The organism is Exiguobacterium sp. SH3S1, assembly GCF_004337105.1.
Classification (GTDB): Bacteria; Bacillota; Bacilli; order Exiguobacteriales; family Exiguobacteriaceae; genus Exiguobacterium; species Exiguobacterium aurantiacum_A.
The window spans coordinates 1-14,989 of the sequence record NZ_SJUW01000023.1 but is presented as its reverse complement, the minus strand read 5'-3'; the positions used below and the strand labels follow the sequence as shown (position 1 = coordinate 14,989).

General features: G+C 51.8%; 11 protein-coding genes. 10 read left to right on the top strand and 1 reads right to left on the bottom strand.

Annotated features, from left to right (window positions below; translation table 11 throughout):
- Nucleotides 1-283: 283 nt before the first annotated feature.
- Nucleotides 284-2,068, bottom strand: a complete 1,785-nt coding sequence (locus tag EVJ26_RS14105) for a glycoside hydrolase family 13 protein (protein WP_131459086.1) — start codon at nucleotides 2,066-2,068, stop codon at nucleotides 284-286.
- A 373-nt stretch (nucleotides 2,069-2,441) separates the two neighbouring features.
- Here EVJ26_RS14105 and EVJ26_RS14100 point away from each other — a divergent pair, with 373 nt between their 5' ends.
- The 10 genes from EVJ26_RS14100 (at nucleotide 2,442) to EVJ26_RS14055 (ending at nucleotide 14,642) form a co-directional block, all read left to right on the top strand.
- Complete coding sequence (locus EVJ26_RS14100; protein ID WP_131459085.1) at nucleotides 2,442-3,707, top strand: extracellular solute-binding protein; 1,266 nt, start codon at nucleotides 2,442-2,444, stop codon at nucleotides 3,705-3,707.
- 105 nt (nucleotides 3,708-3,812) lie between these two features.
- Nucleotides 3,813-5,165: a carbohydrate ABC transporter permease gene (locus EVJ26_RS14095; protein WP_131470776.1), complete on the top strand. Its 1,353-nt coding sequence runs from the start codon at nucleotides 3,813-3,815 to the stop codon at nucleotides 5,163-5,165.
- A gap of 1 nt (nucleotide 5,166) precedes the next feature.
- Nucleotides 5,167-6,000: a sugar ABC transporter permease gene (locus tag EVJ26_RS14090; RefSeq protein WP_070327830.1), complete on the top strand. Its 834-nt coding sequence runs from the start codon at nucleotides 5,167-5,169 to the stop codon at nucleotides 5,998-6,000.
- Nucleotides 6,001-6,022: 22 nt separating this feature from the next.
- Complete coding sequence (locus EVJ26_RS14085; RefSeq protein ID WP_131459083.1) at nucleotides 6,023-7,534, top strand: alpha-amylase family glycosyl hydrolase; 1,512 nt, start codon at nucleotides 6,023-6,025, stop codon at nucleotides 7,532-7,534.
- 49 nt (nucleotides 7,535-7,583) lie between these two features.
- The gene (locus tag EVJ26_RS14080) at nucleotides 7,584-8,627 is read left to right on the top strand and encodes a LacI family DNA-binding transcriptional regulator (RefSeq protein ID WP_070327828.1); all 1,044 of its coding nucleotides are present in this window, start codon (nucleotides 7,584-7,586) and stop codon (nucleotides 8,625-8,627) included.
- A gap of 234 nt (nucleotides 8,628-8,861) precedes the next feature.
- Nucleotides 8,862-9,821, top strand: a complete 960-nt coding sequence (locus EVJ26_RS14075; RefSeq protein ID WP_131470774.1) for a DUF2382 domain-containing protein — start codon at nucleotides 8,862-8,864, stop codon at nucleotides 9,819-9,821.
- A gap of 89 nt (nucleotides 9,822-9,910) precedes the next feature.
- Complete coding sequence (locus EVJ26_RS14070) at nucleotides 9,911-10,720, top strand: YsnF/AvaK domain-containing protein (protein WP_161566973.1); 810 nt, start codon at nucleotides 9,911-9,913, stop codon at nucleotides 10,718-10,720.
- Nucleotides 10,720-11,127, top strand: coding sequence for a general stress protein (locus EVJ26_RS14065; RefSeq protein WP_236634117.1), 408 nt, complete (start codon nucleotides 10,720-10,722; stop codon nucleotides 11,125-11,127). The genes EVJ26_RS14070 and EVJ26_RS14065 overlap by 1 nt, the downstream gene beginning before the upstream one ends.
- 223 nt (nucleotides 11,128-11,350) lie before the next feature.
- Nucleotides 11,351-13,648: a glycoside hydrolase family 65 protein gene (locus tag EVJ26_RS14060; protein ID WP_131468566.1), complete on the top strand. Its 2,298-nt coding sequence runs from the start codon at nucleotides 11,351-11,353 to the stop codon at nucleotides 13,646-13,648.
- 145 nt (nucleotides 13,649-13,793) lie between these two features.
- Nucleotides 13,794-14,642, top strand: coding sequence for a YitT family protein (locus EVJ26_RS14055; protein ID WP_131459078.1), 849 nt, complete (start codon nucleotides 13,794-13,796; stop codon nucleotides 14,640-14,642).
- Nucleotides 14,643-14,989: the final 347 nt, after the last annotated feature.

The following is a 14,989-nucleotide window of genomic DNA, read 5'->3' as shown; positions in this document are numbered from 1 at the left end:
CTCCAGGATGTGTAGTTATAGCCAGTTTAGTCCGAAACGGCAAGGACGTACAGCGTCGCCCCGAGGGCACGCCGACTCCCGGGGGAACAGCGGGCAAGGCGAGACCCAGCAGCGACATCGTCGCGATGCGGCTCGCTGACCGCCCCCAGGAGTCGGCGTGCCGGACAGGGCGGCTTGAAGGGCAATGAAAGCAGAGGAGCGCCATCCCATCCGGGATGACGCTCCTCTGCTCAAAATTATTTGAAGTTTTTCAGTGCCCTCGCAAATGGGTGGTCAAACGTCGTCATTTCAGTTTCAAAATGGAAACGCTATACGGTGCGAGTTCAAGTTCAAGTGAGTCTACGTCCCGGTCGTTCAGTAAATCGTGGGCACCACCTGTATGCCAGAGCGGGTTGAGCGTAGACAACGTATCTGAGTTATTGAAGTAGATCAAATACGTCTCGTCTTTCGAGCTCCGTTCGACGATGAGGGCGTTGTCTTCATCGTCGACGAGGTTGAACCGGTACGATCCGCCGTTCGCGAGCACCGGGTGATCTTTGCGGAGCTGGATCAACTTCTGGACGAAGCGGAACAAGTTACGGTCTTCCTCGGCCTCGTCCCACGGCATGCAGCGGCGGCAGCCCGGATCTTGCTCGCCTTCGAGCCCGATCTCATCACCATAGTAAATACATGGGCTACCCGTATACGTGAGCATCGAAGTCATGAGGAGTTTGAACTTCCCTTTATGCCCTTTTGCCCGAGTGAGGGCCCGTGGGGTGTCATGAGAGTCGATCAAGTTGAACGTCACTTCGTTCACGTTCATCGTGTTCATCATCTCGACACGCGTCAACTCGTCCCGAAACTGTGACGCCGTCGTCCGATCGAGCGCGAAGTAGTTTAAGCTCGCGTTCGTGAACGGATAGTTCATGACCGCATCGAACTGGTCGCCTTGAAGCCACGGTTGGGCATCGTGCCAAATCTCACCGAGGATGTACGCTTCGGGGTTCGCTTCTTTTACAGTGCGACGGAAGTCACGCCAGAACGCGTGGTCGACCTCGTTCGCGACGTCTAAGCGCCAACCATCGATGCCGAACTCTTCGACCCAATAACGGGCCACATCTAATAGATAAGCTTTCAACGCCGGGTGTTCGGTGTTGATCTTCGGCATGTTCTTCTCGAAAGCGAACGTATCGTAGTTCGGCTTCGGTGCCGTCTCGATCGGGAAGTCGCGGAGATAGAACCAGTCGCGATACTCGGAATGCGGCCCGTTTTCGACGACGTCTAAGAACCAAGGATGGTTGTAGCCGACGTGATTGAACACCGCATCGAGCATGACTTTGATCCCGTTCTCATGAAGCAAGTCGACCAATTGTTTGAACTGCTCTTTCGTCCCGAACTGTGGGTCGATTTCCATATAATCGAGCGTGTCGTATTTATGGTTCGTCGTCGCTTTGAAGATCGGGCAGAAGTAAATGCCGGTGATCCCGAGTTCGACGATGTGGTCCATATGATCGATGATGCCTTGGAAGTCGCCACCGAAGAAGTTTGTGATCGTTGGCTCAGTGCTGTTCCAGGCGAGCGTCCCTTCAGGATCGAGTGACGCGTCTCCGTTCGCGAACCGGTCCGGGAAGATTTGATACCAGACCGTGTCCTTGACCCATGACGGGGCGTGGAAGATGTCGATCGGGTTGATGAACGGGACACAGAAGTAATAACCCGTATCGTCGAGCGGTTTATCTTCGAACCAGCCTTTTTCCGTATAGACGGCCGTCTCATTGCCGTCATGGAGCCGGAACCCGTAACGGAGGCGACGGAACGGCGGCTTGATCGCGATGAACCAGTAGTCGTACTGGTCGTCGTGGCCGATTTGTTCCATTGGTGTCTCGAACGTGCGCCAGTAGCTCGGCTTGTCCGGGTCAAAGTTCCACATCGCCGGGTCTTCTGAATGCCAGTCGTATGGGTCGTTCCAAATTAAGTCAACAGATTGGATATCATTTCTTTTCGTATGAAACCGAATATGGATCGTTTCCCGGTCGTATTTATAAACGAAAGGGGACATGGCGCGATGATAAATAGCTTCTTTGATCAAGTGAAATCGTTCCTTTCTCGATTGGGGTTGTAACCATTTTACACTGTCTGTTCCGAAAAGAAATGACAGTTGCGAAAACGTTTGCTCAAGCAAAGGGTAATAAAGCGTTTACATTTTGTCAATCACTGTTCATAACAATTATTGAACAATTGAACGTAGAAACGTTGAAAAAGAGATAAATGGGATACCTACAAGAAAAAATCGTAAAAAAAAGTCTTGTAAAACGCTTACACAACTGTATAATAAAAATTGAGGTGAGGATGCAAACGTTTTCACTGAGCGGCTGATTTCGTAGCGGAGTTGATTAAAATCAGTCGTTCAGTACGTGTGCGCAAATCTGACCATACTAATTTCCTTGGGGAGGTTTTTCATCATGAAGATGAAAAAAATGGTAGCAGGACTTTCAACGGCAGTATTAGCTTTCGGTGCACTTGCTGCATGTGGCGGCGGTACGGATAACGGTTCTACTAACGAAGGCGGTTCTACTAGCGAGAACAAGCCAGAAAAAATCGTAATTTGGGAAGATATTGAAAAGTCGGAAACGACGAAAGAAGTTGCGAAAGCGTTTGAAGAAGAACACGGCGTCGCAGTAGAAGTCGTCGAAGTTCAAATGACGGACCAAAAAGACAAGTTGGCGCTTGACGGCCCGGCTGGTAAAGGTCCAGATATCGTTCTCGTACCGCACGACCAAATCGGCACGATCGCTGACCAAGGTCACTTGGCACCGCTCGCTGACGAAGGCGCGCTCGAAGCGTTCACAGATGCTTCGAAATCGGCTGTCATGTTCGACGGACAAGCTTACGGCTATCCTAAATCAGTTGAAACACCAGTCCTCATGTACAACAAGGATTTGGTTTCAGAAGCTCCTGCTTCAATGGACGACCTTTACAAGTTGTCTACAGATCTTAAAGACAAAGGCGAGTACGGCTTCCTCGGTCTTTGGGATAACTTCTACTTCGCTCACGGTGTAATTGCAGGCTTCGGCGGTTACGTCTTCAAAGAAGACGGCGGCGCGCTCGACCCAACCGACATCGGCTTGAACAACGAAGGCGCAGTCAAAGGATTCGACTACATCGGCAAATGGTACCAAGAAGGCCTCTTCCCTAAAGGATTGGTCGGCGAGTCTGGCGGCCAAGCGATGGACCAACTCTTCACTGAGAAGAAAGCACACACAGTTATGAACGGACCTTGGGCTGTTGCTGGTTACCAAGATGCTGGCGTCAACCTCGGAGCGGCGGCAATGCCAACACTTCCGAACGGTGAGCCAATCAAGACGTTCATGGGTGTGAAAACATATGCACTCTCTGCGTACACTGAGAACCAAGAGTGGGCTGAAATGTTCCTCGCAGAACTTACAAACGAAGAGAACGCATTGAAAATGTTTGAAGCATACAACGAAATCCCACCGGTAGCAGCACTCGAGTCGAATGAGACAATCACATCGAACGAAGTTGCGAAAGCGGTATTCGATCAAGCGACAAATGCAATCCCAATGCCGAACATTCCTGAAATGGGACAAGTTTGGGAGCCAATGGCACAAGCGCTTCAGCTCGTAGCGACTGGCAAGCAAGATGCACAAAAATCAGCTGACGAGGCTGTTAAAGTCATCGAGCAACAAATCCAAGCAAACAACCAATAAGGATGTGAAATGACGGGGTACGCCACATGGCGTTCCCCCTCATTTTCTGAAATTGAGCAAACGCTTGCTCGATTGATTTGCTCAAATTGAAAGGAGAAATTGAGGATGGCTTCAATTCCGAACCCAAAAACACCGGAACAACGACCGGACAAACCGACCAACCATGCTCGGAACGCCGCATTACTCTCGATCATTCCGGGAGTGGGGCAGTTCTATAACAACCAACGTGCGAAGGCGATCGCGTTCTTTATCGTCATCATGTCTTATTTTGCAGTAAACTACGATCTGTTTTTCAAAGGGGCGGGCGCCGGACCTGGTGACCGTGGTGGCCTTTGGGGATTGATCACGCTTGGCGAAGTAGCGGGACCTCGTAACGACCACTCCATCTTCTTGATGGTAGAAGGTATTGTCGCAATAATTTTACTGTTCTTCGGTATCGCGTTCTACATTTGGAACATTCGTGACGCTTACCGAGTCGGTCGCATTCGTGATCAGCACCTAAACGTGCCAACGTTCCAAGTGCAACTTCGCAACTTGCGTGACCATGGATTCCCATACTTGATGTTGATCCCGTCGCTCATCTTGCTCGTCTTCACAGTCGTGTTGCCGCTGATCTTTACGTTCTTGATCGCATTCACGAACTATCGTTACAACAACGCGCCACCGGCAAAACTCGTCGAGTGGATCGGGTTCGAAAACTTTACGCGCATCTTTGAAATCGACATTTGGCGCGACACGTTCGTCGGCGTTCTCGGTTGGACGCTCGTCTGGACGGTCGCTTCAACGGTCGGTGTCATCGCGATCGGGATTTTCCTTGCCGTTCTGTTGAACCAAGAAGGACTTCGGTTCCGGCGCTTGTTCCGTTCAATCTTGATCTTGTCATGGGCCGTACCAGCGTTCATCACGATCTTGATTTTCCGCTCGATGTTCAATGAGTCGTTCGGTGTGTTCAATACGACAATCCTGCCGGCCTTTGGTCTCGATCCGATTAGCTGGATGACCGACCCGACAGCGACACGTAGTGCGCTCATCTTGATTCAATGGTGGCTCGGTTTCCCGTTCATCATGACGCTCATGACCGGTGTCTTGCAGTCGATCCCGGGTGACTTGTATGAAGCTGCGACGATTGACGGCGCGAACATCTTTGATAAGTTCCGTCTGATCACATTGCCGATGCTCTTGTTCGCAACAGCACCGATTCTCATCACGCAGTTCACGTTCAACTTTAACAACTTTAACATCATCTATCTCTTCAACGGTGGTGGGCCGGCTGTTCCAGGACAAACTGCCGGTGGTACCGACATCTTGATTTCATGGATTTACAAATTGTCGCTCGGGGCCAACCCGCAATACGGACTTGCGGCTGCGATCACGCTCATCTTGTCATTCTTCATCATGACTCTAGCCGTCATCCAGTTCCGTCGGACAAAATCTTTCAAAGACGAGGATATGATCTGATATGAAAAAACAAAAACGAATCAATTTGGCGTTCTCTTATGTCATCTTGACGCTTGCGTCGATCATTATTCTCTATCCGATGCTGTGGGTAATGGGAACGTCATTTAACCCGGGTCGTACGATCACGTCGACGATCATTCCGTCAAACCCGACGCTCATTCACTACAAAAACTTGTTTGACCTAACAATTTCGGATTATAGTTTATGGTATGTGAATACGTTGAAGATCGCGTTCATCACGATGGCGCTCGCCGTCATCTTAGTAACGATTACTGGTTATGTGTTCTCGCGTTACCGTTTCGTCGGACGGAAGAACTCGCTCATCTTGTTCCTCGTCTTGCAGATGGTCCCGCAATTCGTTGCCATCATCGCGATTTTTGTGTTACTCAACATGCTCGGCCTTCTTGATACGCATACAGCGCTGATTCTGCTGTACGCCGGTGGGGCGATTCCGATGAACACGTACCTGGCGAAAGGTTACTTCGATACGATTCCGAAAGAGCTCGATGAGGCTGCTCGGATGGATGGTGCCGGTCACCTTCGTATCTTCTGGCAAATCATTTTGCCGCTCGCGAAGCCAATTGTCGCAACGATCGCCTTGTTCAACTTTATGGGCCCGTTCAACGACTTCATCTTGGCATCGCTCGTCCTGCGTACACCTGAGAAGCAGACGCTAGCGGTTGGACTTTACAATATGATCTCGCGACAATTCGACAACAACTTCACGTTGTTCGCGGCAGGCGCCGTCCTTTCGGCCCTCCCGATCGTCCTCTTGTTCTTCATATTCCAACGTTACTTCGTCTCCGGTCTCACTGCGGGTGGTACGAAAGGTTAATACTCAAAAAGGGGGAAGCGATATGAGGCGAGGCGTCGTGCTCGTTCTCCTGTCGCTTCTTTTGTTTCCTACAATCGTCGGAGCGAAAGAAGCAGCAACATGGGAACAAGAACGCATGTACTTTATTATGGTCGACCGGTTCGTTGACGGGAATCCTGACAACAACGACCAAGTCGACAAGGATGATCCAAAAGCGTTTCACGGAGGCGACATTCGAGGTGTGATCGAAAAACTCGACTACATCGAATCGCTCGGATTTACGTCGATTTGGTTGACGCCTGTGTTTCAGAACATGCCGGACGGTTACCACGGCTACTGGATCAAAGATTTTTATGACATCGATCCCCAGTTCGGGACGAAAGAAGATTTGCAAGAACTCGTCGATGAGGCGCATAAGCGCGATATGAAAGTCATTCTTGACTTCGTCGTCAACCATGTCGGTCCGAAACATCCGTGGGTCGAGGAACGACCGGACTGGTTCCATGACGAGTTGCCGATCGTGCTCTGGCAAGACCAAGAGCAAGTCGAGACGCACTGGTTGTTCGACTTGCCGGACTTTAAAACGGAAGACCCTGAAGTGAAAGACTATTTGATCGACGCCGCTACTTATTGGATTGAAGAGACCGGCATCGATGGCTATCGTCTCGATACGGTCCGCCACGTCGATAAGCCGTTTTGGGAAGACTTCGTCGAAGCGGTGCGAGCGGTCGACCCAGACTTTTACTTGTTGGCCGAAGTGTTCGACCCGAATCCACAATACGTCGCCGAGTACGACAATTTAGGATTTAACAGCGTCACAAACTTTACGTTCTATGATCGCGTCTCGAAGACGATGACGCAAAAGCACGCCAACGTCGACGAGATCGACGTGGCGGCAAGCTACGCCGAGACGTTTTTCAACGATCCGAACCAAATGGCGACGTTCCTGGACAACCATGATGTCGAGCGGTTCATGCACGTCGCTGGACTTGGGGGAGCCGAGTCGGCAGAGCGGCGACTTCGCCTAGCGCTGTTCGCGCTCTATGCGTCGCCTGGTATGCCGATTTTATTCCAAGGGACAGAAAACGCGCAAACCGGTGGGGCCGATCCGGCCAACCGGGTGATGACGGATTTCCCAGGGAATGAAGAGTTACATGAGTACGTCGCGACGATGAACCGGATGCGGGAAGACTATCCCGTCTTCGCCACTGGAGAGCAACGGATGATTGCCTCGAAAGACGGCATGGCCGTGTTCGAGCGTCGCGACGGCGACGAGGTCGCCTTGTACGCCATCAATATGAACGATGAGGATACAGAGATTGAATTCGAGGTAAGCGAAGTCGGTGAAGATCAACGGCTCCGCGGTCTCTTGTTCTCACAACTTGTCACGGAAAAACGTGGCACGTTCACCATCAAGCTCGCTGGCGAGAGCGCCAACGCCTATGTCGTCGAGGAATCGGAAGTGAACATGTGGACGCTTGGTCTGCTCGTCGTCACGATCCCGCTGTTCTTGACGGGTCTGGTCATGTGGAAGCGACGCCGCGGCGCGAACTGAATACCCTGTCGCAGGGAACAATGAATTAACGGAAGCAAGGGGGAGCACCATGCAAATCACGATCAAAGATGTCGCCAAACACGCCAACGTCGCACCGTCGACAGTGTCACGCGTCATCGCCAACAGTCCGCGAATTAGCCAGAAAACGAAAGAACGTGTTCGTAGTTCGATGGAAGAACTCGGGTACCATCCGAACATCCATGCAAGAAGTCTCGCCAACCGCTCGACACAATCGATTGGTCTTGTCATGCCGAGCGCGGCGACGAAAATACTCCAAAATCCGTTCTTCCCGGAAGTGTTGCGCGGAATCAGTACGAAAGCCCATCAAAACGGTTATTCGTTGTACATGACGACCGGTGTGACCGAAGAAGAAGTGCTGTCGGGTGTCATCGAGATGGTCCAAGGTCGCCGGGTCGACGGTGTCATCGTCTTGTACTCACGCGAAGACGATAAAGTCGTCCAATATTTGCGGCAGACGAAGTTCCCGTTCGTCGTCGTCGGGAAGCCGTTCGGGGACGCCTCGTCAATCACGTACGTCGATACGGACAACTACTTAGCTGGTCGTGAAGTGACGAAGCACTTGTACAACCTCGGTCACCGCCGCATCGCCTTCATTGGCGGATCGGATAAATTGGCTGTCACGCAAGACCGTCGCAACGGGTACGCGACGGCGCTTATGGAAGCCGGGATCCCGGTACGGGAAGACTACATCGCCCGTGCCGAGTTCATGACGAAAGGTGGCGCCAAAGCGGTCCGGGAACTGCTTCATGTCGATGAGCCACCGACGGCTGTCGTCGTCAGTGATGATATGATGGCGCTCGGTGTCATCAGCACGCTCAGTGAGATGGGTCTGAAAATCCCTGAAGACGTCGCTGTCGTCAGTTTCAACAACGTCTATATCGCTGAGCATTCGAATCCGCCGCTCACTTCAGTCGAAATCAACATCTTCGGTCTCGGTTTCGAGGCGACGAACTGTCTGATCGAACAAATCGGCGATAGTGCACCACCGTACGGGAAACGTGTCATCGTCCCGCACTATTTAGTCGTCCGCCAGTCGTGTGGTCAAAAAAAGAATAGCCATGCGGCTGAATGAGTTGAAACCTTCCGTTTTCGTGCGGAAGGTTTTTTGTGCGGATTCTAACGCATACAAAGAAAGAACGTTCAATCCGACAAAAGTCCTGGCGTTACAAACAGATTACAGTTGTGCGAGAAGCGGTTGAAAACAAAGTACGAGGGAACACTTATACTACCGGCAAAATAGCAAATCACGACAGAGCAGTCCGGCCAATAACCAAAAAAATATAGAATTTGAAAGGGAGATACAATCATGGATAACAAACGTTACGTAGGGACTTACTATCAAGAAGCAGAGCTTGTCTCGAAAATTGATGAACTTCGCGCGGCGGGACACCGCGAGGACGACCTGTACGTTGTTGTAAAAGATAAATCGAACCTTTCGATGGTTCGCGGCGAAACGGATGCAGAAGTAAAAGAAACGAAAGCATCGTGGCTCGATCGCTTCTTCGGAGTCGCAGACGGCGGCGATGAAGTGCGCCATACGTTTGATAAACTCGGCTTCTCAGAAGAGGAGACGGCACGCCACCATCAAGATATCGAAAAAGGCGACTTCGTCTTGTTATTAGATACAGACGACGGCGTCTTGGACAACGGTCGCAACGACACGTTCGAAGGCGGTCGCACGTCAGCGGGCTATGGTTCTGAAGGGAACGAGGCTGGAAACATGACGTCGCGTGATCATGACCTCGGGACGACAGGTGCCGGACTTGGCGCAACGGGCGCGGGAGTCGGAGCGGACCGTCACCATGACATGGACGAGGACATTCGCAACCGTACCGACTTGACGGACGAGCAAAAGCTTGAGCTTCACGAAGAGCGCCTCCAAATTAATAAAGAGCGCGTTCAGACCGGTGAAGTCCGAGTCGAAAAAGAAGTCGTCGAGCACGAAGAACGGGTCGATGTCGAAGTCGAGCATGACGAAGTGCACGTCGAACGACGTCAAGTCGACGGGGACCGTGAAGCGACGGGCCATTCGTTCGATGCGACGACAGATCGCGACGAGATTCGTGTGCCAGTCACAGAAGAACGCGTCGATGTCACGAAGAAAGACGTCGTGGCCGAAGAGATTGTCGTCGGCACAGACAAAGTGAAAGATACAGAGACGGTACGCGAGACGCTTCGTAAAGAAGAAGCCCATATCGAAGGCGAAAACAGCCATCAAAAACATGACGCTGACCATAAGCGCCGTGATGAGCGCGACCGGATCTAATTGGATGACCAAGCACCTCGACAAGGATGGCTCTCTCTGAGGGACCATCCTTTTTTTCGCCAATTCATCTTACAGGAGGAACGAATGTTATGAAACATGCCATCATCTCTGAAGTATTTGACCAACCCGAGGTGTTGCTCAAGCGGACGATCGATTTGAAGCAAGAAGGATATAAAGAAGAAGACATGTACGTCTTCGTCAAACGGACTGAAACGGCTGACGCCATCCGACGCCATTCAAAACTATACGTACTAGTCGCGGATGAGCCGGATACGGTGGCGTCTCTCGTCACGTCAAGCGAACGGCCAATCGAGCGCTGGCTCGGCAGTATGCGGTTGACGCGCGAGCAGCAGGAACGATTCGTGGGTGAAGTCGAGCAAGGACGGTTGTTCCTTTACGTCGACGCGGATCAAAACGAGGAGATGGCGGACATTAAACGATTGCCGCGCGCTTCTTCCAAGGAGCATGAAGAACAGACGCTTGAACTCCACGAGGAGCGACTCGCGGTTGAAAAAGAAACGGTGCAGACGGGGGAACTCGTCATCGACAAGCATGTAACCGAGACTGAACAGACGATTGAAGTACCGGTTCGGAGGGAACACCTACATGTAGAGCGCCTTGCTGGTTCTGAAAATGTGATTGAAGACTACGACTTCGACAAACCTGGCATCCGGACGATCGACGAAGGGGACCAACTACGTATCCAAGTCATCGAAGAGCGCGCCTTCATCGTCAAGCGTCCAGTCGTCGTCGAAGAGATCATCGTCCGCAAGCAAGTGGATGAAGATACGAAGACGGTCACCGAGACGCTCCGTAAAGAAGAGATTGATATTAGGCAAGTGGGACAAGGCAAGATCACGATCGAGGACAATCCAACACCTAGAAAGGATGATAAATGATGAGTAACAAACGATTTGTTGATACGTACAAAGACGAGGCGGCACTCGTCTCAAAGATTGATCAACTGAGCCAAGACGGGTACGACGAGAAAGACCTTTACGTCGTCGCGAGAGACGAGGATAACGTCTCGCTCGTCAAACGGAACACTGACGCGAAAGTCGAGGAAGCGAACGCTTCTTGGATGCAGAAGTTCGCGGGCGTCGCCGAAGGAGAGCAGGAAGTGAAACGGGCACTCCTCGATCTCGGTTTGGCCGATGATGACGTCAACAAAGCGTACGGGGACATTATGGACGGTGGGTATGCCCTCATTCTCGATGAGCCCGATACCGGATTCAACGATGGCGACAACCCGGCCTTTGAAGGTCATGAAGCGAACGCCGCCTTCGGTCGCGATTCAGACGTGTGATACAGACGTACCTACTCTGGCCCAATGAGGCAGGGTAGGTTTTTTTCGTTCCAAAAGTGACAAAAAAAGAATGAAAAACTTTTATGCAAACGATTGCATTCTCGGTGTAGTCGTGTAAAATGAGAGGTGAGATTAAAAATACAGCGCTTTCATAGACAAGCGGTTGCACGATTCGGTTGTCTACTGACAAGTAGCCTTGTAGAGAAAAAGGAGTGGCAGACAGATGAAACGATTGTTTGCAGTCGACGAATGGAAAGTAACGGAAGAAGGGCTTCACCCGAACGAGAACCGTCTCGCAGAATCGATCACCTCGCTCGGTAACGGGCACATGGGGATGCGCGGGAACTTTGAAGAAGATTATTCAAACGATACGCACCAAGGATTTTACGTGGCGGGCGTCTACTATCCCGACAAGACGCGTGTCGGTTGGTGGAAAAATGGATATCCGGAATACTTTGCCAAAGTATTGAACGCGACGAACGTGGCCGGCCTGCGTGTCGCCATCAACGGGACGCCTGTCGACTTGGCGAAGTGGGAAGTCAAAGGCTTCACACGCGAACTCGATATGCAGCGCGGTGTCCTCACGCGGACGTTCACGCTCGTGAACGGATCCGAGGAGACGAACGTCGAAGTCGTTCGCTTCTTCTCGATCGTCGACAAAGAGATTTTGGCGATTCGCTACAACGTCACCCCGGTGAACTATGAAGCGAAAATCGAATTCACTCCTTATCTAGACGGGGACGTCGTCAACGAAGACTCGAACTACGATGAGAAATTCTGGTTGCCGGTCGAACACGGCGTCGAAGAACGGTTCGGTTTCGTCACGACAAAAACGAAGAAACTTGATTGGCACGTCACGGCGTCGATGATCGCCGACGTCGAAGACGCACGCTGTGAAGTGCTCGATGCGACCGACCTCTACGTCGCGAACCGCTTCACGGTCAAAGCGGCAGCGGGTGAGATGGCAACGGCGTACAAGTACGTATCGGTCGTCACGAACCGTGATCATGAAATTGACAATTTGCAAGGAGTCGGCATGCAGCGCGTTGAAGCCGCGTTCGAGAAAGGGTTCGAGACGCTCTTGGCGGAACAGACGGAAGCTTGGCTCGCCCGTTGGGAAAACGCGGACGTCCGCATCGACGGCGACGCGGAAGCGCAACAAGGCATCCGTTTCAACATCTTCAACATGTATCAAACGTATACGGGCGAAGACTCACGTCTCAACATCGGACCGAAAGGGTTCACGGGCGAGAAGTACGGTGGCGCCACGTATTGGGACACGGAAGCGTATTGCCTCCACTTCTACTTGGCGACGACGAAGCCGGAAGTGTCGTGGAACTTGCTCAAATATCGTCATAATCAATTGCCGCAAGCGAAAGAGAACTCGGTCAAAAACGTCGGGATGAAGGGCGCCTTGTATCCGATGGTGACGATGAACGGGGAAGAGTGCCACAACGAGTGGGAGATCACCCATGAAGAGATTCACCGGAACGGTGCGATTGCCCATGCGATCTTCAACTACACGAACTTCACGGGCGACAAGTCGTACCTAGGTCAATACGGACTTGAAGTATTGGTCGAGATCTCGCGTTACTGGGCTAGCCGCGTCAACTTTGTACCACACAAAGACGTGTACATGATCCTAGGCGTCACAGGTCCGAACGAATACGACAACAACGTCAACAACAATTGGTACACGAACTTGATCGCCGCTTGGACGCTCGAGTACACGCAAGAAGTGTACAACTACTTGAAAGAAGCAGAACCGGCACGACTCGACGAGTTGACAGCAACGCTCAACTTGACGGATGCGGAACTCGCGAAGTGGGCTGATATCCAAACGAAGATGTACTATCCGAAAGACGACCTCGTCCCGGACGTGTTCATGCAGCAAGACGGGTTCATGGATAAAGAGCAGATCTTAGTGAAAGACCTCGATCCGAAACACTTGCCACTTAACCAAAATTGGTCGTGGGACCGCATCCTCCGCTCGAACTTTATCAAGCAGGCGGACGTGCTCCAAGGCCTGTACACGTTCAGCGACCGCTTCACGCTCGAACAAAAACGTGCGAACTTCGACTTCTATGAGCCGCGTACGGTGCATGAGTCGAGCTTGTCGCCTTGTGTCTACTCGATCGTGGCAGCTGAAGTCGGTTATGAAGACAAAGCGGTCGAGCTGTACCAACGCTCAGCCCGACTCGATCTTGATAACTACAACAACGATACAGAAGACGGTCTTCACATCACATCGATGGTCGGTTCGTGGATGGCGATCGTCCACGGCTTCGCTGGGATGCGCGCCCTCGAGACCGAACTCACGTTCAGCCCGATGATCCCGAAAGATTGGGACGGTTACTCGTTCAACGTGCTCTGGCGCGGCCATCACTTGACGGTCACATCGACGCGTGAACAAGTGACGATCAAACAGACAAATGGAACGGACGTTACGATTCGTGTGTACGGAAACGCGGTAACGGTTCCGGCGAATGATTCAGTGACGATCGAGACAGTGAAAGCGTGACCAAACGTATCAGGGCAGCAAGTCGGCTTCGGCCGGCTTGCTTTTTTGTGATACAGGCGGGCACATCCCATTATTTTTGTTGTAGGCATGGCTTTGAATGTATGTTATCTTGATGCTTAGCTAATTTTGAAAGGGGAGACAGAACTTGACGGAATCCGTTAAAGAACACGCGCGCATCGGGATCGTTTCGATCATCGGGGGAGTGTTCGTCGCATTATCGATGACATTATTCTTAATCCCAGCGGGGGTTTACTCGACTGGGTTTACGGGCTTGGCCCAAATTTTCACGACCTTATTTGCCGGTACGCCGTTTGAGCTCGGTGAAGGCATTTGGTTCTTCATCTTGAACGTACCGCTTTTAGTCGTCAGTTATTTTATGCTCGGAAAGAACATGATGATCCATACGTTGATCAGCGTTGCCTCGGTCACCTTGTTCATTCGCGTGCTTCCGCAATCGCAGCTCCTCTCGGACGATCCACTCTTAAACGCCGTCTTCGGCGGGGTATTGCTCGCCATCGGGTCAGGCATCACGATTCGGTTCGGTGCCTCGACCGGAGGGTTTGATATCGTCGCCCTCATCCTAGCGAAGTTCACGAACAACTCGGTCGGCGTCTACTTGTTCCTCATGAACATGATGATCGCGCTTTGGGCCGGTGCTTTGTTCGGATGGCCGACGGCGCTGTATACGATCGTCTTCTTGTACGTGACGTCGAAAGTCATCGATGAGATTTACACGAATACACAGCGTCAGACGCTCTTCATCGTCACGAATCATCCAGACGAAGTGACGCAAGAGTTGCACCAACACGTGTTCCGCGGCATCACGCTCATGCCAGCGATCGGTACGTACTCGAAAGTCGAGAAAGCGACGCTCATGATGGTCGCCCAACGCCACGAAGTGCGTGAGATTACCCGTATCTGTAAAGATGCCGATTCACACGTCTTTATTAACGTCGTTCCGACGGAAGATGTTGAAGGGGCATTCCGACGCTGACAGGAAGTCAAGAAAACCCGCTGAACGGTTTGATATGCTCCCCAATAGGTAGACAGATGAAATAACAAATCTGTTTATCTGATTGGAGGGCACTGAAAAACTTCAAATAATTTTGAGCAGAGGAGCGTCATCCCGGATGGGATGGCGCTCCTCTGCTTTCATTGCCCTTCAAGCCGCCCTGTCCGGCACGCCGCTTTCCTGGGGGCGGTCAGCGAGCCGCATCGCGACGATGTCGCTGCTGGGTCTCGCCTTGCCCGCTGTTCCCCCGGGAGTCGGCGTGCCCTCGGGGCGACGCTGTACGTCCTTGCCGTTTCGGACTAAACTGGCTATAACTACACATCCTGGAG

What these genes read in the sequence shown, in the direction of transcription:
- EVJ26_RS14100 (WP_131459085.1), top strand. Translation starts at nt 2,442, where the DNA reads ATGAAGATGAAAAAAATGGTAGCAGGACTTTCAACGGCAGTATTAGCT.
- EVJ26_RS14095 (WP_131470776.1), top strand. Translation starts at nt 3,813, where the DNA reads ATGGCTTCAATTCCGAACCCAAAAACACCGGAACAACGACCGGACAAA.
- EVJ26_RS14090 (WP_070327830.1), top strand. Translation starts at nt 5,167, where the DNA reads ATGAAAAAACAAAAACGAATCAATTTGGCGTTCTCTTATGTCATCTTG.
- EVJ26_RS14085 (WP_131459083.1), top strand. Translation starts at nt 6,023, where the DNA reads ATGAGGCGAGGCGTCGTGCTCGTTCTCCTGTCGCTTCTTTTGTTTCCT.
- EVJ26_RS14080 (WP_070327828.1), top strand. Translation starts at nt 7,584, where the DNA reads ATGCAAATCACGATCAAAGATGTCGCCAAACACGCCAACGTCGCACCG.
- EVJ26_RS14075 (WP_131470774.1), top strand. Translation starts at nt 8,862, where the DNA reads ATGGATAACAAACGTTACGTAGGGACTTACTATCAAGAAGCAGAGCTT.
- EVJ26_RS14070 (WP_161566973.1), top strand. Translation starts at nt 9,911, where the DNA reads ATGAAACATGCCATCATCTCTGAAGTATTTGACCAACCCGAGGTGTTG.
- EVJ26_RS14065 (WP_236634117.1), top strand. Translation starts at nt 10,720, where the DNA reads ATGAGTAACAAACGATTTGTTGATACGTACAAAGACGAGGCGGCACTC.
- EVJ26_RS14060 (WP_131468566.1), top strand. Translation starts at nt 11,351, where the DNA reads ATGAAACGATTGTTTGCAGTCGACGAATGGAAAGTAACGGAAGAAGGG.